The organism is Streptosporangium heterodermiicola (assembly GCF_051390675.1).
Classification (GTDB): Bacteria; Actinomycetota; Actinomycetes; order Streptosporangiales; family Streptosporangiaceae; genus Streptosporangium.
Genome location: NZ_JBPJSR010000028.1, coordinates 17318 through 34719, shown reverse-complemented (window position 1 = coordinate 34719; position 17402 = coordinate 17318). Strand labels below are relative to the sequence as shown.

The following is a 17402-nucleotide window of genomic DNA, read 5'->3' as shown; positions in this document are numbered from 1 at the left end:
CGGCGCGAGCTGCCGTGGACCTCCGGAGATGCCGAGCATCCCGAGTCCGCACAGTCCCCGCGAGAAGGACCCCATGACCACTTCCTTTCACCGCGCGCCCGGAGGGCGTGCGAAGCGCCTGGCCGCGACGCTCTACGCCTACACCCTTCTTGATGAGTTCGTCCTGCTCTACCCGTTCTACGCATTGCTGTTCGTCGACACAGGTCTGTCGACCGCCGAGATCTCCTCGCTCCTGGCGATCTGGTCGGTCACCTCCGTCGCGCTGGAGGTCCCGTCGGGGGTGTGGGCCGACGCCGTCTCGCGGCGCGCGCTGCTCGCCCTGGCCCCGCTGCTGGCCGCCGTCGGCTTCGGCCTGTGGGTCGCGGCCCCCTCCTACTGGGTGTTCGCCGCGGGCTTCGTCCTGTGGGGCGCCTCCGGAGCGCTGCAGTCGGGCGCGCTGGAGGCGCTGGTCTACACCGAACTCGACCGCCTGGGCGCGGCCGGCCGCTACGCCGCGATCATGGGCCGCGCCCGCGCGGTCGGCACGGGCGCCGTCGTGGTGTCCATGGCGGTGGCCACCCCGGTGTTCGCCATGGGCGGCTACCCGCTGGTCGCCGCCGGCAGCGTCCTGGCGTGCGTGCTCGCCTCGGTGGCCGCGCTGGCCTTCCCCGAACACAGCGCACGCGCGGGACAGGAAGCCGTACAGGGAAGCGAGGGGGGATCCGTCGAGGGTACGGACGACGAGGAGGCGCCCGCGGGCGGTTATGCCGCGATCCTGCGCGAGGGGCTGCGGGCGGCGCGCGCCGACCGGCCGACGCGCCGGGCGCTGCTGCTGGTGCCGGCGGTGACGGCCCTGTGGGGCTCGCTGGAGGAGTACACCCCGCTGCTCGCGATCGGCACCGGCGTCGCCACGCACGTCGTGCCGCTCCTGGTGGTCCTGGTCTCGGTGGGGATCGCGGCCGGTGGCGTGCTCGCGGCGGCCGGGCGGAGCTTCACGGACCGGGAGTTCGCCGCGCTCCTCGCGTTCGGGGCGCTGGCACTCGGCGCGGGCGCGTTCAGCGGGGTCGCGGCGGGGTTCGTCGCCATCGCGGTGGCCTTCTGCGTCTTCCAGATGGCGAGCGTGCTGGCCGACGTGCGGTTGCAGGAGAGCATCACGGGCCCGGCCCGCGCCACCGTGACCTCGCTGGCCGGGCTGGGCACCGAGCTGGGCGCCGTCCTCGTCTACGGCGGCTACGCCGCGGCCTCGGCGCTGACCGGCCATGCCGAGATCTTCACCGCCGCCGCGGTGCCGTACGCCCTCCTCGCCCTTCTCCTGTTCCTCGGCGGGTCCCGCTCGCGAAGGTCCGCGACCGCGCGGGCCCCGATCGGCGGCCCGTGAGACGAACCGTGAGAGGGGGCCGGGCCGGTGTGCGGGCTCGGGGGCTCGCCGGCCCGGCCCCGGGCCGGGGTCAGCGCTTGGTGAGGCGGGGCAGGCCCAGCTCGGCGAAGACCGGGCGGTGGTCGGTGTGCGGGAGGCGGTGGACGCCGAAGCTCCTGACCGCCATGCGCGAGTCGGCGAGCACGTGGTCGATCGTCACCCCGGGGACGGGTTCCCAGCCCTGCTGCGGCCAGGTGGGCGTCAGGCCGTTCCCGGTGACGTCGGCCGCGTCGCGGTAGCCGCTGTCGAGCAGGTCGCGTACCAGCCGGTGGTCGAGGGTGGCGTTGAAGTCACCGGCGAGCACCCGCAGCTGCCCGCCCGCCCTGGGCAGCGCCCGCAGCCCCTCGTCCCAGCACGGGATCTTCTCGCCGTACCGGGGCGCGCAGGGGTGGACCGAGACGACCTCGATCTCGTGGCCGCTCGGGTGCTTGACCACCCCTCGCGCCTGCCGGAACCTGCCCAGCGCGATCAGCGGCCTCTCGGTGACGGGGTGCTTGGAGTAGACGCCCGAGCCCCACACCCCGTCGACCGCGCGGTCCACGACGTGGGGCATGCGCTCGCGCAACCCGGCCGCCTCCAGGCGGTCGCGCGCGGCCGGGGTGACCTCCTGGAGGGCCAGCACGTCCGGGTCGAGGGAGCGTACGAGCCTCATCAGGACGTCGGTGTCACCCGCGCCGACGGCGAGGTTCGCGGCGAGCACCCGCAGCCGCCCCCCGTCGGCGGCGGGCTGGTGGCCGTCGCCGAAGTGCCGGGGGAGTACGGCCGTCGCCAGCGCCGCGCTCGTGACCAGGGCGAGGGCCGCGGCCACCCAGCGGCGCAGCCCCAGGGCCAGGAGCAGCGGGATCACCGAGGCCACCGCCACGTACGGCGTGAACGCCACCAGGGCGACCCACTGCCAGACCGGGGTCCATCCGCCGGCCCTGAGCACCGCCCAGGCCGCGAACGGCAGCACCGGCAGCCAGACCAGCAGGCCCACCCATCTCGATCTGATCATGCACCCGGAGCGTAACGGTCTTCTGTGCAGATTCGGTGGAGATCTAGGTCTTTACCGGCGCGGTCACGCGATATCCGGCCCAGCGCCCTCACCGAATACTGCCTGGGCGAGTGACGGGATGGCAGCGGTGGCGGGTGCCCGGGTCAGGAGCCGCCGACGAGGTCGTACGCCTGGGCGATGAGCTCGAAGGAACGGGCCCGGTCGGCCGGGCTGTGCACCATCGTGGTGATCATCAGCTCGTCGGCCTCGGTGCGCTTGCGGAGGTCCTCCAGCCCCTGCCGCACCCCGGCGGCGTCCCCCAGCACCACCCTGGACAGGTGGTCGTCGAGGAAGTCCCGCTCCATCGGGCTGTAGGGGTAGCTCTCGGCCTCCTCGGGCGTGGGGATCGGCTGCGGGGCCCCGCGCCGCAGCCGCAGCATGGACAGCCCGCCGGAGCGGGCCAGGCGCAGCGCCTGCCCGGGCGTCTCGGCGGCGATCGCGGAGACGCCGATCATCGCGTACGGCCGGTCGAGGACGGCGGAGGGCTCGAAGGACGACCGGTACAGCTCCAGGGCCGGGATGGTGTTGTCACCGCTGAAGTGGTGCGCGAACGCGAACGGCAGGCCGAGCATCCCGGCGAGCTGGGCGCTGAAGCCGCTGGAACCGAGCAGCCAGATCGGCGGGCGGCCCGACCCGGGCGAGCGGGGCACCGCGACGACCCGCTCCAGCGGATGGCCCTGCGGGAACGCGCCGTCGAGGAAGGCCGTCAGCTCGGCCAGCTGCTCGGGGAAGTCGTCGGCGTCCAGGCCGTGCCGCCCGCGCAGGGCCCTCGCCGTGGCGGGGTCGGTGCCGGGGGCCCGGCCGAGCCCGAGGTCGATCCGGCCCGGGTGCAGCGCGTGCAGGGTGCCGAACTGCTCGGCGACGACCAGCGGGGCGTGGTTGGGCAGCATGACGCCGCCGGACCCCAGCCGGATGCTCCTGGTCGCGGCGGCCAGATGGGCGATCAGCACGGCGGGCGAGGAACTCGCCACCCCCGGCATGCCGTGGTGCTCGGCCACCCAGATCCGGTGGTAGCCCCACTCCTCCGCACGCCTGGCCAGCTCGGTGCTCGCCCTCAGGGTCTCGGTGGGCGTCACTCCCGAACCGACGGTCGCCAGTTCGAGGATCGACAGGGGTACCTCGGAGGAGCCGCGGACCGTCCCGCGGATGTCGTCATCAGCCATGCAGGCGGCAACCAGGCCGGGCGGGGGTTTATTTCTGCCGGCCACCTCGCGGGACGGTGCCGGCGACCCGCGTCGGAGCTACGGGTGGCGGAGCGGATGGACATGACCGGTGGACGCCGGAAAGCGAGGGGAGGCGGATCAGGAGCCGCTCGCCGAGGCGTGCGAGGCGTGTGTGGGTGACGCGTGCACGGGTGGGGCGGGGTGGAGGTCGTGGCCGGAGCTGAGCCGTTGGGCGGTGGCGACGAGCCGTGCGGTCAGCTCGGGGAGCCGGTCGTCGCCCAGCCGTACGGCGGGGCCCTGGATGGCCAGCGCGGCCAGCACGTTGCCGTGGCCGTCGTGGACCGGGACGGCCACGGCCCGGACCCCGGGGACGCGCTCCTCGAAGTTGATGGCCGTACCCCGGGCGCGGATGCGGTCGAGCTCGGCCTCCAGCCCGGCGCGGGTGGTGATCGTGGTGTCGGTGTAGCGGGCGAAGGGCTCCTCCATGACCACCCGCGGGTCCCCGAAGGCGAGGAGCGCCTTGCCCATCGCGCACACGTGGATCGGGTTGCGCTGGCCGGGCTCCTGCTCGTAGCGGAGCGGCTGTCTTGAGGGGACCTGGAGCAGCACGGCCACCTCGTCGCCGATGCGGACACCCAGGTTGACGGCCTCGCCGGTCAGGTCGCGCAGGGCCTCCAGCTCGGGAAGCATCGTGGTCGCGCCGAGGCGTTCCAGTGCCAGGCGGCCCAGGGTGGCGGTGGTGATCCCGAGGTGGTAGCGCTCGGTCACCGGATCCTGGCCGAGCATGCCCGCCGTGTGCAGGGCGCGGACGATGCGGTGCGCGGTGCTGACCGACAGGTGGAGCCGCTGCGCCACCTCGGTGGGGGAGAGGGTCACCGACCGCTCGAACGCGCGCAGCACCGCGATGGCGCGTTCGATCGCCTGGGTGCCCCTGCGGGTGGGGTCTTCGAGCTTCGGCTTCATCAGGTCCACCATCCCAGCTTAGGGCGAAAACCTATTTCCTACACTCTTGACGGGTTTTTGGGGTATTACTACTATGTGGAATGAAGATCTTGCCATGTGGGATCTGGCTCGTCTGCCTGAGAGGACCCCCGTCATGCCTGTCCGTCGGCTTCTGCGACCACTGGCCCTGCTCATCTCGGTCGTTCTCGCGTTGACCGCCTGTGGCGGCGGCACCCAGTCGGCCACCACCGGCTCAGGCGCCGAGGGGGGCACCCTCAAGTGGGGCTGGACCCTTCCCACAACGTGGGATCCAGTCACCTCCAGCGCCGGTAACGACGTCAACGCCCTGTCCCTCGTCTACAGTGCCGTCACCCGCCTGGACGGCAAGGGCGACGCCGTCCCCGGCCTGGCCACCGCCTGGAAGTACGCCGACGGGGGCAGGAACGTCACCTTCACCCTCAGAGCGGGGCTGACCTTCTCCGACGGCTCCCCGCTCGACGCCGAGGCCGTGCGCAGGAGCCTCCTGCGCGGCCGGGACCAGAAGGACTCGCTGATCGCCTCCCAGCTGCGCGGGGTGGAGGACGTCGAGGTCGTCTCGCCCACCGAGTTCAGGATCCTGCTCGACCGGCCCGACCACCAGATCCCCAACCTGCTCGCGGGGAAGACCGGGATGATCGTCAACCCCCGGGTCTTCGAGGCGGACGCCAAGTCGGTCGGCGCCAAACCGGCGGGAGCCGGGCCCTTCACCCTCACGCAGCTCGTCCCCGGCTCGCACGCCAACCTGGACCGCAACCCGTCCTACTACGACGTCGCGAACATCCACCTGGCCAAGTTCGAGCTGAAGACCGTCTCCGAGCCCGCCACCGTCGTCGCCGGGCTCCAGTCAGGCCAGTTCGACGTCGCGACGCTGCCCGCCGCCCAGATCGACGCGGCCAAGGCGGCCGGGCTGAAGGTCGACCTCATGCCGTCGCTGACCGTCCTGGTCCTGGACGTCAACAACAGGATCGCGCCGTTCGACAACCCCAAGGTCACCGAGGCGCTGAAGTACGCGGTCGACCGCAAGGCGCTGCTGGAGACCTCCGGCTTCGGCGTCGGCGAGGTCAACACGCAGCCGTTCCCCAGGGGCCACCTCGGCCACAACCCCGAGCTGGAGAACCTCTACCCGTACGACCCAGCCAGGGCCAGGAAGCTGCTCGCGGAGGCCGGGTTCCCCGACGGCGTCGACGTCCCGCTGACCACCTCCACCCCCGAGGGCCTGCCCGAGCAGGTCCAGGAGCAGCTCAAGGCCGCCGGGATCAGGACCACCATCAAGCTCATCGCCCCGGCGCAGCACACCCAGCTCGTCTACGTCCAGCACAACGTGGCCCTCGCCCCCGACGGGTTCGTCGGCCGCGAGTCGCCGCTGCAGGCGCTCGGCGTCGTCTACGGGCCCGAGGGCCTGATGAACCCGGGCCGCAACACTCCCAAGGCGCTGCTTGAGCAGTTCGACAAGATCCGCACCACGCCGCCGGACGACCCCGGCTACGCCAGGGCCGTCCAGGACGCGGTCGCCATCGGGGTCAAAGAGCTGCCCAACGTCTGGCTGTACACCACGCCGCGCATCTTCGCCCGCAGCCCCAAGGTCTCCGACCTTCCCGTCAACCTCGCGGTGCAGCGCTTCGACGGGGTACGGGTGGCGAACCCGTGACCGCGCTGGGATCACGCGCCCCCGCGACCGCGCGGGGAGCCGGGGAGGACGCCCGGGAAGCCGGGACAGCCGGGACCGCCGGGAAGGACGGGAAGGCTCGCCGGTCCGTCGTGACGGCGGGCCCGGTGAGCCCGGCGGGCTCCTCCCGGGCACGCCGGGCGGCGGGGGAGGCTCGGTGGCGCGCGGTGGCGCGCGGATCGGCCGCCCTGGTGGTCGTGGTGCTCGCCTCCACCTTCATCACCTACGGGCTGGGCGCGCTCGGCGACGCCAACCCGGCGGCGGCCGTACTGGGAGAGACCGCGACCCCCGCGGACATCGCCAGGATGAGCCACGAGTTCGGGCTCGACCGCCCCTTCCTTGAGCAGTACGTCACCTGGCTGGGCGACGCCCTCACCGGGGACCTGGGACGATCCTGGTTCACCCAGATCCCGGTCGCCGAGAGCATCGCGCAGCGCCTCCCCGTCGACCTGTCGATCACCGGCCTGGCCGTGATCATCGCGGTCCTCGCCGGGGGCGCGGCGGGCATCGGGGCTGCGGTGAGCAACGGCGGCGGGTTCGACCGGATCGTGACCGCCGTCTGCGCGGTCGCCTCCACCCTGCCCGCGTTCGTCGTCGGCATCGGGCTGATCGTGGTCTTCGCCGTGATCGTCCCGGTGTTCCCCTCCGGCGGGTACGTGCCGTTCTCCGAGGATCCCGTCCAGTGGCTGCGGCTGATCACCCTCCCGGCGGTCGCGCTCAGCCTCGACGCCGCCGCCGACCTCGCCAGGCAGCTCCGCACCGGCCTGGTGGCCGCGCTGCGGGAGAACTACGTGACCGGCGCGGTGGTCCGCGGGCTCCCGGCCGGGCGGGTGCTGTTCGGGCACGCGCTGCGCAACGCCGCGGGCCCGGCGCTCACCGTGCTCGGGATGCACATCCCCCGCCTGATCGGCGGCGCGGTGGTCACCGAGGCGGTGTTCGCCCTGCCGGGCCTCGGTCAGCTCACCGGTGAGGCGGCGCTCAAGCACGACGTCCCGGTGATCCAGGGCGCGCTGCTGGCCACCATCGCGCTGGTGCTCGTCTCCAACGTCACCGTCAACACGGCCGTCGCCAGGCTGCGGGGTGCGCGATGAGCGCCTTCCGCAGAGCGTGGCGGCTGCCCTCCGTCAAGCTGTCCGTGGCGGTCCTCACCCTCGTGCTCCTCGTCGCCGTGTTCGGCGGGCCGCTCGCCCCGTACGACCCGATCGCGCAGAACCCCGGGTCGCGCCTGCTGGGGCCGTCGGGAGACCACCTCCTCGGCACCGACTACCTCGGCCGCGACGTGCTCAGCCGGTTGCTCGCCGGGACCGGGCTGTCGGTCGCCGGGGCGGCGGAGGCGGTCGCCGTCGGGCTCGTCCTGGGCGCGATCCCCGGCCTGGCCTCGGTGTTCTTCGGCAAGGTCTTCGAGTGGACGACGATGCGGCTGGTGGACGCGCTGCTCACGCTGCCGTTCGTCATCTTCGCCATCGCCGTCGCCGGGATCCTCGGCAACGGCCTGCACCAGGCGATGGCCGCCATCGGGCTGCTGCTCGCGCCGGTGTTCTACCGGGTCACCCGCACGGCGGCACTGGGTTTCACCCGGGCCCAGTACGTCGAGGCGGCCGAACTGCTCGGCGCGTCCCGCTCCCGCGTCCTGCGCACCCACATCGCGGGCAAGGTGCTGCCGACGGTCGCGGTGACCGCGGCCGGGGCGTCCGCGGCGGCGCTGCTGGTCGTCTCCTCCCTCGCCTTCCTCGGCATCGGGGTCGAACCCCCCGCCCCGACCTGGGGCGGGATGCTCGCCAGCGACCTGGGCTACCTCCACCAGCGCCCCCTGGCCCCGCTCGCGCCCGCCCTCGTGATCATGCTGACCGTCGGCGCGCTCAACGCCCTCGCCGACGCCGTACGCGACACGACCGGCCTCCACACGGAGGACTCCCACACCGGGAGCACCGGGAGCACTGAGAGCGCCGGGAGTTCCCGTGCCGGGGGTTCCCACACCGGAAGCCTCCGCATCGACGAGAGCGAGGAGCTCCATGCCCGCTGAAGCGCTGTTGAGCGTGCGCGACCTGCGCGTGACCGTCTCGGGGGGCAGGGCCGAGGCCGTGCGCGGCGTCTCCTTCGAGGTCGCCCCCGGCGAGGCCGTCGGCCTGGTCGGAGAGTCGGGCAGCGGCAAGACCCTCACCTGCCGCGCGGTCCTCGGCGCCCTGGCCCCCGGCTGCTCGGTGAGCTCGGGCGAGATCGAGTTCGGCGGCCACGACCTCACGGGAGCGAGCCGGAGGGAGTGGCTCGGGATCCGCGGGAGCAGGATCGGCGCGGTCTTCCAGGACCCGGCCTCCTACCTGAACCCGTCCCTGCCGGTCGGCGACCAGCTCGCCGAGGTGCTGCGGGTGAAGCTCGGCCTGCGACGGCGCCCGGCCCGCGAGCGCGCCGTCGAACTGCTGGACGCGATGGGCCTGCGCGACCCGGCCCGTGTCCACGGCCAGTATCCGCACGAGCTGTCCGGCGGCATGCTCCAGCGGGTCCTGATCGCCATCGCCGTCTCCTGTGATCCCGAGCTGCTGATCGCCGACGAGGCCACCACCGCGCTCGACGTGACCGTCCAGGCGGAGGTGCTCGAACTCCTCGCCCGGTTGCGCGCCGAACGCGGCCTGTCGATCGTGTGCGTCTCCCACGACCTGGCGGTCATCGCGGCGCTCTGCGACCGGATCGTCGTCTTCTACGGCGGCGAGATCGTCGAGTCGGGGCCGGCCCGGGAGGTCCTGGCCCGGCCGGGGCACCCCTACACGGAGGCCCTGCTGCGGGTCGCCTCGGTCGGCGACTGGGGCAGGCGGACCCTGGAGGTCATCCCGGGCCAGCCGCCACCCGTAGGCGCCTCCCTGCCGGGCTGCCGTTTCGCCGCCCGCTGCGCCTTCGCCGAGGAGGCCTGCTCGGCGGCTCCCGTTCCCCTCACGGCCCACCCCGGCGGGCGCGAGGTCCGCTGCCTGCGCCCGGAGGCGGCCGGTCGCGACGTGGTGACCGTCGGCGCCGGAGCACGGGAGGTGGACCTGTGACCGGCTCCGCGACCGGTTCCGCGGCCGGTCCTGTGAGCGTGGCCGGTTCGGCGGCCGGTTCCGTGAGTGTCTCCGCGACCGGTCCCGTTGGCGTGGCCGGTCCCGTGAGCGCCCTCGTGACCGGTCCGGTGGTGGGCGCACCGCTGCTGGCGGTGCGGGGGGTGAACGTGTCGCTCGGCAGGCCCGCCGTACGGATCCTCAGTGACGTCGACCTCACCGTCCGGGCCGGGGAGATCGTCGGGATCGTGGGGGAGACCGGCTCAGGCAAGACGACGCTGGCCAGGACCGTCGTCGGTCTGGTCCGCCCCGACTCGGGTTCCGTCGAGGTGGAGGGCGTCGAGATCTCCTCGCTGAGAGGGAGGGCGTTGCGGGCGCACCGCCGTACCGGGAAGGTGCGGCTCGTCTTCCAGGACCCGCTCCGCTCACTCGACCCCGACCACAGCGTGGGAACCGTCGTCGGCGAGGGCCTGGCCGTACGGCGCGTGCCCCCGGCCGAGCGCGCGGCCAGGGTGCGGGCGGCGCTGGAGCTCGTCGGCCTCGACCCCGCCCTCGCGGCCAGGACGCCCGGCCAGATCTCCGGCGGCCAGCGGCAGCGCGTCTCGATCGCCCGCGCGATCGTGTCGGAGCCGTCGCTGCTGATCTGCGACGAGCCGGTCAGCGCGCTGGACGCCTCCAACCGCAACCACATCCTGCGCCTCCTGGACGACCTGCGCGGGCGGCTCGGCGCCGGTGTCGTCGTCATCTCCCACGACCTCAGCTCCCTGGCGGGCGTCGCCGACCGGGTCGCGGTCCTCTACCGGGGCCGGATCGTCGAGGAGGGACCGATCGGCGAGGTCTTCGACGACCCCCGCCACCCCTACACCGCGCTGCTCGTCGCCTCGGCCCCGCGCGTCGCCGGTAGCGCCCGCCATTCCCTGGAGCGGCTGAGAGCGGCACCGACCGGCACCGACACCACTCGCTTGACCGGTGGCTGCGTCTTCGCCCACCGCTGCCCGTTCGTCACCGAGGCCTGCTCGGTCGTCCCCGAGCCGGTCGTCCGGGACGGGCGCGCGGTCGCCTGCCACCACACGGGCACCTGGCCCGAGCGGGCCGCCGCGCCCCCGCGCGTCCCGGTTCCCGTTCTTGGCTCCGGCTCCGTCGCCGGTCCCATCCCCATCCCCGGCCCCGACCCTGGTTCCGATCCCGGGTTCGTCGCCTGTTCCGTCCTCGACCCCGTTCCCGAGTCCGTTCCCGGATCTGTTCCCGATTCAGTCCCCGGCTCCGTTCCGGACCTCGCCGCCGGGCCCGCTCCCGAGTCCGTCGCCGGTTCCGTTCCCCGTTTCTCCGCCCGTTAAGGAGCGCACGCATGTCCATCGAGATTCTCGGCATGGTCGGCACGAAGGACTTCTCGGAGACCCACGGGTCCTTCGTCGACGGCCCGCCCATCGACGTCCCCTACCTGGCCGGGTTCGCCCGCGCTCACGAGGACGCCGGGTTCGACCGGGTGCTGATCGGCTACGGGTCCTCCTCGCCGGACGGGTTCGCCGTCGCCGCGTCGGTGCTGCACTCCACCGAGCGGCTGCGCGTGCTGATCGCGCACCGGCCCGGCTTCGTCGCCCCGACGGTGGTGGCCAGGAAGCTCGCCACCCTCGACCAGCTCACCGGGGGAGGCCGGGTCGCCATCCACCACATCACCGGCGGCGACGAGGCCGACCAGCGCCGCGACGGCGACTTCCTCGACCACGGCGCCCGCTACCGGCGTACCGGTGAGTTCATGTCCGTGCTGCGCCGTACGCTCACCTCGGCCGAGCCGTTCGACCACGAGGGCGAGTTCTACCGGTTCGAGGGCGCCTACAGCTCGGTCAGGGCCGACATCCCGCTCTACTTCGGCGGGGCGTCCCCGGCGGCCGTCCAGACCGGGGCCGAGCACGCCGACGTCTACATGCTGTGGGGCGAGCCGCTGGCCGAGACCGCCGAGCGGATCCGGCGCGTCAGGGAGGAGGCCGCCAGGCACGGCCGCGAGATCACCTTCAGCCTGTCCACCCGGCCGATCGTCGCCGCCACCGAGGCCGAGGCCTGGGAGGAGGCCGAGCGGATCAGGGCGGCGACCGCCGCGCGGACCTCCGGCGGCGGGCTGCGCTGGAGCGCGGGGAAGAGCGAGTCCACCTCCGTCGGGGCCGCCAGGCTCCAGGAGCAGGGCGCCGAGCGGGAGGTGCACGACGAGCGGCTCTGGTACGGCGTGACCAACCTGATCGGTCCCGGCGGCAACTCCACGGCCGTGGTCGGCACCCCGGAGCAGGTCGCCGAGGCGCTGCTGAAGTATCACGACCTCGGCGTCACGACCTTCCTCATCCGCGGCTTCGACCCGGTGGACGACGTCGTGCGGTGGGGTGACGGGCTGGTCCCGCTGCTCCGGCAGGGGGCCGAGCGGCGCGAACCCGCGGGCGTGGGCGCGTGAGCGCGACCCGCGCGGCCAAGGGGCCGGGCCCCGAGCAGCCCGGGCGCGTCCGGCCGGGCAGGGCAGGGCACTCCCGGCGAACCGATCATCCGGGACACGGTACGGGAGGTACCACGATGAGCGCCGAGGCGGTCGGCGGCGGGCAGCCGCGCGACGTCTTCCTGTCCGCCTTCCGCAGACACGCCGCCGGGGTCGCCGTCGTCACCGCCCCCGGCCCCGCCGGTTTCACCGCGACCTCGCTGACCTCGATGTCGCTCGACCCGCCGCTGCTGTCGTTCGGCATCTCGGTCGGCTCGTCGAGCTGGCCCGCGATCCGCGACGCGGACGGGTTCGTCGTCCACATCCTCGCCGGGGACCAGCGGGACGTGGCGGAGCTGTTCGCCACGAAGGGCGCCGACAGGTTCGCCGACCGGGACCGCTGGGAACCTCTCCCCGGAGGGGAGCCGTTGCTGTACGGGACGGCCGCGTGGCTGCTCTGCCGTACCCAGGAGCGGTTCATCGCGGGAGACCACCGGCTGGTCGTGGGCCGGGTCGTGGAGGGGCACACCGATCCCGCCCACCCCCCGCTGCTGTACCACGATGGGAGTTTCGGCGCGCTCGCGCCGCACCCTTCCGACCGAACCAGGAGCGACTGATGCCGATCGTCCTTCCCGAGGACCCGTTCCACCGCCGCCTGCACCACATCGCGCCCGGCGGCCTCACCTCCGAGACCGCCCAGACCGGCGGCATGCGCCGCCGCGCGGCCATCAGCGGCGCCACCGTCGGCTCCAGCCGCCTGTGGATGGGCCAGACCCACGTGGCGCCCGCCACCGTCTCGGCGAACCACCACCACGGCGAGTCCGAGACCGCCATCTACGTCGTCAGCGGCAACCCCTCGTTCGTCTTCGCCGACATCGAGGGGGAGGAGCCCGTCGAGGTGCGCATCGACACCGAACCGGGCGACTACATCTTCGTGCCGCCCTTCGTCCCGCACCGGGAGGAGAACCCCGACCCCGAGCTGGAGGCGATCGTGGTCATCGCCCGCAGCACCCAGGACGCCATCGTGGTCAATCTGGACGACCTCACGTGGACGGGGCCGGTCCTGACCTCACGATGACGGCGGACCTCGCCGCCACCGCGAGGTCCGCACCCGCCCTCGGCCCGCCTGCTCCGCCGAGGGAAACCTTCGGCTGGTCTGCTTCGCCGAGGGAAATCCCGGCCGGTCTGCTCCGCCGAGGAGGATTCCGGCCGGTCTGCTTCGCCGAGGGGAACCCCGGCCGATCACCCCCGGCTTCGCTCTTCGCTCGTCCGGCCGCCGGGTCGTTCCCCGGCGGTCCGTTCAGCCGTTCACTCGCCGCCGGGCTCCCCGGCCGGTCGCCCGTCGGCCACCCAGCCGCCTGCCGTGTCCCCGGCCAGACGGTCGCTCGCCACGACTCCGGCGTACACCAGGGCGGGCGGTACGTTGCGCCAGATCGGGCCCAGGGTGTCGACGGTGTCGAACGTGGCGTTCATGAGACCGCGGAAGTGCCGGAAGCGCCGGAACGGCATCACGGTCAGCGTCGTGATGGTGCTGAAGGCGCCGCCCGGGGCGAGCGATGACGCGATCTCCTCCAGGACGCGCTTCTGCTGGGCGTCCTCGAACAGGGTCCAGGGAAGGGAGGAGACGATCGCGTCCGCGTGGGACAGCCCGGCCTCCCGCAGCAGCTTGCCGAGGTCGCCCGCGTCGCCGGGGATCACCTCCAGCCATGGCCTGCTGCGCCGCAGGTGGTCCACCATGCCCTCGTTGACCTCCACCGCGAGCTGCCGTCCGCCCGGGGGCATCCGGTCGCGGATCGCGTCGCTGATCACTCCGCCGCCGGCGCCGAGTTCGACGACCACGGCTCCGGGGGTCGTGGGGACGATCGAGGCCACCAGGCGGGCGACGGCCTTCGAGCTGGGAGCGATCGCCCCCAGTTGGTGGGGGTTACGCATGATCGCGCCGAGGAATGTGAGCGTGTCACTACCGGCAGGACGAGTTTGAGAGAGCATCGACAGCTTATTCCCCCTGTTAAGGGGGTTATGCCAGTTTAACGGGCTTTGATGATCGGGCCCCGTCGCCGTTCGGCCGCCGTACCGCTGCCGTATCGCCGCCGTACGGCCACTGTACGGCCGCCGGTCCGGTTGTCGGGGAACGACACCACGGTGACGGTTCCCACCCGCCCCTGCCCGGGAGCGGGTGGGCGAGGTACCGTCGTCTTATCGGATCCCGGTCATGAGGGGAGCCGCCATGCCAGACGATTCCGATCACGTGCTCGACTCCATCGACGGCGCCGTCGACGAGTGGCTCGCCATGAGCGACGACTCGATGCGCTGGACACCACCGGAGAAGGAGCGGCCGAAGCCCCAGTTCGGCCTGCCGGTGCCGCCGCTGCCGCAGGTGCTGGAGGATTTCCTCCAGGAGGTCGGCACCCGTCTCGGCCCGCCCGCCCAGGCCGTGGTCGACGCGTTCCGTCCCCTGGGGGAGGGGGTGGTCGACGCGGTCTCCACGTTCCTGGACAGCCCGCCCGTGCGGCAGCTCCTCGATCCGCCCGATCCGTCGGGTGATCGTCCGGAGACGCTCGGGATCCACGCGTTCCCCGACACGTTCGGGCCGCCACCGGACGACGCGCCCCGGCCGCCGCGCATGATCGAGTCGCGGCCGGACGAGGCCGGGCCGCTCCCCGGGGCATCCAGCCCGTCCGAGTCGCCTGAGTCGCCTGAGTCGCCCGAGTTGCCCGAGGACTCCCTGGCCCAGGAGAGGCCGGGGGCCGGGCGGTCAGGGCGTGACGAGTCCCCGGCGGGGGAGCCGCCCGAGTAGGTTCCGGTCCCCGAGCCGGGCCTGAGCCGGGCATGACGGAGGGCGCCCGTCCCGCTCGCCGACGGTCGTCGACGTCCTGTTCGAAACCCGCGTGAGATCTCCTGGCCGAAAAAGGTGAGTCCGCGCGCCGGAAGGGAAGCGGGTCTGTCCGGCAGCGTTCGTCAGCGTTGGTCAGCGGCCGTCAGCACCCAGCGGCGTCCGGTGGCGTCCGGTGGCGTCCGTCCGCAGGGAGCGACCGCACGGCTTCACTTTCCCCCAAAGTGCCCCGTGAAGTGCGGAACTCCTTTTTTCGGGCAAAGAATAAAAAACCCCATGAACCGGCGTACTTCAGGAGTGATGAAATGGCGGGTCTGGCGGGGCCGATCGCGGTCGGTGTCGAAGAGGAGTTCCACGTCGTCGATGTCGACACCCGGCACCTCGTCCCACGGGCCGGTGTCCTGCTGGAGCAGTTGCCGGCGGAGCGCTTCACCCACGAGTTGCAGCGTTCGGTGGTCGAGGCCAACAGCAGGCCCTTCATGCACCTGGAGGACCTCGGGCACGACCTGACCGCGCTGCGCCGCACGGTGATCCAGGCGGCGGACGGCCTCGGCCTGGGCATCGTGGCGGCGGGCAGCGTGCCGCTGGTGGATCTGGAGGCGTTGAAGATCTCCCCGGATCCCCGCTACGAGCAGATGCTCGCCGACTACCAGCTGCTCACCCGCGAGCAGCTGATCTGCGGGACGCAGTTCCACGCCGACGTCGAGGACCGCGACCTGGCGGTGGCCGTCGCCCACCGCCTGGCGCCCTGGATCCCCCCGCTGCTCGCGCTGAGCGCCAGCTCGCCGTACTGGCTGGGATCCGACACCGGGTACGCCAGCTACCGGCCGCTGCTGTGGCAGCGCTGGCCCACCGCCGGTCCGGTGCCCAGGTTCGAGTCGGCCGCCGAGTACGACCGGGTGGTGCGGGACCTCGTCGCCTCCGGGGTGATCACCGACCCCGGCATGATCTACTTCGACATCCGGCCCTCCGCGCACCTGCCCACCATCGAGCTGCGGGTCTGCGACGCCTGCCCCCGCGTGGGCGACATCGTGCTGATCGCCGGCCTGTTCAGGGCGCTGGTGGCCAGGGAGCTGGAGGCCGCGCAGAACGGCCCCGAGCGCACGGTCCGGCTGGAGATGGTCCGCGCCGCGTCGTGGCGGGCGTCGCGCTCCGGGCTGGAGGGCGACCTCGTCGACCCGGTCGACGGCACCCCGGCACCGGCCGCCGAGGTGATCCGGCGGATGGTGAACGGCCTGCGCCCGCAGCTGGAGCAGTGCGGCGACTGGGAGCTCGTCACGTCCCTGACCAGGGAGTCGCTGGCGAGGGGAAGCTCCTCGGCCCGCCAGCGCGAGGCGTACGCCCGCAGCGGCCGGCTGTCCGACGTGGTCGACCTCGTCATCGCCGAGACGCGGTCCGAGGAGTGGGAGACCGCGTTCGGCGGCCCGATGCCGAGGATGCACACCAGCCTCCTCGACGGCTACGAGGCCCCCGGCGACGAGGCGATCATCGAGGGCACGGTGCGCGAGTCCTACCAGCCGGTGCTGCGGGCCCTCGACCGCCTGGGCGTCGAAGGGCTGCGCGACCGCGAGGAGAAGCGCGACGCCTACCAGCGCCGCAACGGCATGACCTTCCAGGTGGAGGGCGGCGACGAGAGCCGGATCTACCCGTTCGACCTGGTCCCCCGGCTGGTCCAGGCCGGCGAGTGGGCCGGGATCCAGCGGGCCCTGCCGCAGCGGGTGCGCGCGCTGGAGGCGTTCCTGCACGACGTCTACGACGGGCGCGAGATCATCAGGGACGGCACGATCCCGGCGTGGGTGGTCGACGAGTCCCCCGGCTACCGCAGGCCCGGCCGCCGGGTGCCGCTGGGCACCGTGCGCTGCGCCGTGGCCGGGCTGGACCTGGTCCGCGACAACGTCGGCCGCTGGGCGGTGCTGGAGGACAACCTGCGGGTGCCCTCGGGCCTCGGGTACGCGGTGACCAACAGGCAGCTGATCACCGAGCTGATGCCGGAACTCGTCCCCGGCGACGGGGTCGCCGACCCGAAGGAGGGCCTGCTGGTGCTGCGGGAGGCACTGCTCGCGGCGGGTTCCGGCGACCTGTCGGCCGTCGCCGTGGTCTCCTCGGGCCCCCAGGACTCCGCCTACTACGAGCACAAGATGCTCGCCGAGGAGCTGGGGGTGGTCCTGGCCGTACCGGCGGACCTGTCCTTCAAGAACGGCCACCTGGAGATCGACGGGCGCAGGATCGAGGTGCTCTACCGCAGGATCGACGAGAGCGAGCTGCTCGACGGCCACCTCGGGCTGGAGATCATGGACGCCGTCGAGCGTTCCGCGCTCGTCCTGGCCAACGCGCCGGGCAACGGCGTCGCCGACGACAAGTGCCTGTACCGGTACGTGCCGCGCCTCATCGAGTACTACCTGGGCGAGCGGCCCCTCATCGACAACGTCACCACCTACCTGTGCCGGGACGCCGGAGACCGCGAGCAGGTGCTCGACCGGCTGGCCGAGCTGGTCGTCAAGCCGGTGGACGGGTTCGGCGGGCAGGGCGTGGTCGTCGGCCCCGACGCCTCCGCCGAGGAGCTCGAACAGGTGAGGAAGACGATCCTCGCCGCGCCCGAGGGCTGGGTCGCCCAGGAGACGATCCGGCTGTCGACGCACCCGACCTTCGACGGGCAGCGGCTGAGCCCCCGCGTGGTCGACCTGCGGGCCTTCGTCTGCTTCGGCGAGACGGCGACGGTGCCGCCGACGGCGCTGACCCGCGTCGCCCCGGCCGGCAGCATGATCGTCAACTCTTCCCAGGGGGGCGGTTCCAAGGACACCTGGTTGCCGAGGAGGTCCGCCGACACCCGGCCCGAGCGGTGAGCC

At 73.0% G+C, this 17402-nt stretch carries 15 protein-coding genes; 11 read left to right on the top strand and 4 right to left on the bottom strand.

The window, feature by feature from the left end; all coding sequences use genetic code 11:
* Positions 1 to 73: 73 nt before the first annotated feature.
* Positions 74 to 1357 carry an MFS transporter gene (locus ACSC1Q_RS37710; RefSeq protein WP_436763521.1) on the top strand — a complete coding sequence of 428 codons (1284 nt, stop codon included), beginning with the start codon at positions 74 to 76 and terminating at the stop codon, positions 1355 to 1357.
* A gap of 70 nt (positions 1358 to 1427) precedes the next feature.
* On the opposite strand, the gene ACSC1Q_RS37705 is transcribed toward ACSC1Q_RS37710, so the two are convergent.
* From ACSC1Q_RS37705 to ACSC1Q_RS37695, 3 genes are all read right to left on the bottom strand, one after another.
* On the bottom strand, positions 1428 to 2390 hold the full coding sequence (locus ACSC1Q_RS37705) for an endonuclease/exonuclease/phosphatase family protein (protein ID WP_436763520.1): 963 nt from the start codon (positions 2388 to 2390) through the stop codon (positions 1428 to 1430).
* A 143-nt stretch (positions 2391 to 2533) separates the two neighbouring features.
* Entirely contained in the window at positions 2534 to 3592 is a 1059-nt protein-coding gene (locus tag ACSC1Q_RS37700) for an LLM class flavin-dependent oxidoreductase (protein ID WP_436763519.1), read from the bottom strand.
* A gap of 138 nt (positions 3593 to 3730) precedes the next feature.
* Entirely contained in the window at positions 3731 to 4555 is an 825-nt protein-coding gene (locus ACSC1Q_RS37695) for an IclR family transcriptional regulator (RefSeq protein ID WP_436763518.1), read from the bottom strand.
* A 133-nt stretch (positions 4556 to 4688) separates the two neighbouring features.
* Between ACSC1Q_RS37695 and ACSC1Q_RS37690 the strand changes: the two genes are divergently transcribed.
* The 8 genes from ACSC1Q_RS37690 to ACSC1Q_RS37655 all read left to right on the top strand — a co-directional run bounded on the left by ACSC1Q_RS37690 (position 4689) and on the right by ACSC1Q_RS37655 (position 12801).
* Entirely contained in the window at positions 4689 to 6221 is a 1533-nt protein-coding gene (locus tag ACSC1Q_RS37690; RefSeq protein ID WP_436763517.1) for an ABC transporter substrate-binding protein, read from the top strand.
* Between the two features lie 185 nt (positions 6222 to 6406).
* Positions 6407 to 7330 (top strand): ABC transporter permease, encoded by a 924-nt coding sequence (locus tag ACSC1Q_RS37685; RefSeq protein ID WP_436763516.1) that lies wholly within the window; start codon positions 6407 to 6409, stop codon positions 7328 to 7330.
* Positions 7327 to 8262, top strand: coding sequence for an ABC transporter permease (locus tag ACSC1Q_RS37680; RefSeq protein WP_436763515.1), 936 nt, complete (start codon positions 7327 to 7329; stop codon positions 8260 to 8262). Before ACSC1Q_RS37685 ends, ACSC1Q_RS37680 begins: the two co-directional genes overlap by 4 nt.
* Positions 8252 to 9268, top strand: a complete 1017-nt coding sequence (locus ACSC1Q_RS37675; RefSeq protein WP_436763514.1) for an ABC transporter ATP-binding protein — start codon at positions 8252 to 8254, stop codon at positions 9266 to 9268. The genes ACSC1Q_RS37680 and ACSC1Q_RS37675 overlap by 11 nt, the downstream gene beginning before the upstream one ends.
* Entirely contained in the window at positions 9265 to 10602 is a 1338-nt protein-coding gene (locus tag ACSC1Q_RS37670; protein ID WP_436763513.1) for an ABC transporter ATP-binding protein, read from the top strand. Before ACSC1Q_RS37675 ends, ACSC1Q_RS37670 begins: the two co-directional genes overlap by 4 nt.
* An 11-nt stretch (positions 10603 to 10613) precedes the next feature.
* Positions 10614 to 11705: an LLM class flavin-dependent oxidoreductase gene (locus tag ACSC1Q_RS37665; RefSeq protein WP_436763512.1), complete on the top strand. Its 1092-nt coding sequence runs from the start codon at positions 10614 to 10616 to the stop codon at positions 11703 to 11705.
* A gap of 116 nt (positions 11706 to 11821) precedes the next feature.
* Positions 11822 to 12340 (top strand): flavin reductase family protein, encoded by a 519-nt coding sequence (locus tag ACSC1Q_RS37660; RefSeq protein WP_436763511.1) that lies wholly within the window; start codon positions 11822 to 11824, stop codon positions 12338 to 12340.
* Positions 12340 to 12801: a cupin domain-containing protein gene (locus ACSC1Q_RS37655; protein ID WP_386161549.1), complete on the top strand. Its 462-nt coding sequence runs from the start codon at positions 12340 to 12342 to the stop codon at positions 12799 to 12801. The genes ACSC1Q_RS37660 and ACSC1Q_RS37655 overlap by 1 nt, the downstream gene beginning before the upstream one ends.
* A 230-nt stretch (positions 12802 to 13031) precedes the next feature.
* Here ACSC1Q_RS37655 and ACSC1Q_RS37650 read toward each other — a convergent pair whose 3' ends face one another.
* A complete protein-coding gene (locus tag ACSC1Q_RS37650; RefSeq protein ID WP_436763510.1) occupies positions 13032 to 13655 on the bottom strand; it encodes a class I SAM-dependent methyltransferase in 624 nt (207 codons plus the stop codon).
* Positions 13656 to 13950: 295 nt separating this feature from the next.
* On the opposite strand from ACSC1Q_RS37650, the gene ACSC1Q_RS37645 reads away from it, so the two are divergent.
* Both ACSC1Q_RS37645 and ACSC1Q_RS37640 read left to right on the top strand, forming a co-directional pair.
* Positions 13951 to 14520 (top strand): hypothetical protein, encoded by a 570-nt coding sequence (locus tag ACSC1Q_RS37645; RefSeq protein ID WP_436763509.1) that lies wholly within the window; start codon positions 13951 to 13953, stop codon positions 14518 to 14520.
* A 341-nt stretch (positions 14521 to 14861) separates the two neighbouring features.
* Positions 14862 to 17399 carry a glutamate--cysteine ligase gene (locus ACSC1Q_RS37640; RefSeq protein ID WP_436763508.1) on the top strand — a complete coding sequence of 846 codons (2538 nt, stop codon included), beginning with the start codon at positions 14862 to 14864 and terminating at the stop codon, positions 17397 to 17399.
* Positions 17400 to 17402: the final 3 nt, after the last annotated feature.

Bases quoted from the DNA above. Each gene is read 5' to 3' on its own strand.
- ACSC1Q_RS37680 (WP_436763515.1), top strand. From the start codon at position 7,327: ATGAGCGCCTTCCGCAGAGCGTGGCGGCTGCCCTCCGTCAAGCTGTCC.
- ACSC1Q_RS37660 (WP_436763511.1), top strand. From the start codon at position 11,822: ATGAGCGCCGAGGCGGTCGGCGGCGGGCAGCCGCGCGACGTCTTCCTG.
- ACSC1Q_RS37705 (WP_436763520.1), bottom strand. From the start codon at position 2,390: ATGATCAGATCGAGATGGGTGGGCCTGCTGGTCTGGCTGCCGGTGCTG.
- ACSC1Q_RS37655 (WP_386161549.1), top strand. From the start codon at position 12,340: ATGCCGATCGTCCTTCCCGAGGACCCGTTCCACCGCCGCCTGCACCAC.
- ACSC1Q_RS37650 (WP_436763510.1), bottom strand. From the start codon at position 13,655: ATGCGTAACCCCCACCAACTGGGGGCGATCGCTCCCAGCTCGAAGGCC.
- ACSC1Q_RS37645 (WP_436763509.1), top strand. From the start codon at position 13,951: ATGCCAGACGATTCCGATCACGTGCTCGACTCCATCGACGGCGCCGTC.
- ACSC1Q_RS37690 (WP_436763517.1), top strand. From the start codon at position 4,689: ATGCCTGTCCGTCGGCTTCTGCGACCACTGGCCCTGCTCATCTCGGTC.
- ACSC1Q_RS37710 (WP_436763521.1), top strand. From the start codon at position 74: ATGACCACTTCCTTTCACCGCGCGCCCGGAGGGCGTGCGAAGCGCCTG.
- ACSC1Q_RS37695 (WP_436763518.1), bottom strand. From the start codon at position 4,555: ATGAAGCCGAAGCTCGAAGACCCCACCCGCAGGGGCACCCAGGCGATC.
- ACSC1Q_RS37675 (WP_436763514.1), top strand. From the start codon at position 8,252: ATGCCCGCTGAAGCGCTGTTGAGCGTGCGCGACCTGCGCGTGACCGTC.
- ACSC1Q_RS37640 (WP_436763508.1), top strand. From the start codon at position 14,862: ATGGCGGGTCTGGCGGGGCCGATCGCGGTCGGTGTCGAAGAGGAGTTC.
- ACSC1Q_RS37665 (WP_436763512.1), top strand. From the start codon at position 10,614: ATGTCCATCGAGATTCTCGGCATGGTCGGCACGAAGGACTTCTCGGAG.
- ACSC1Q_RS37700 (WP_436763519.1), bottom strand. From the start codon at position 3,592: ATGGCTGATGACGACATCCGCGGGACGGTCCGCGGCTCCTCCGAGGTA.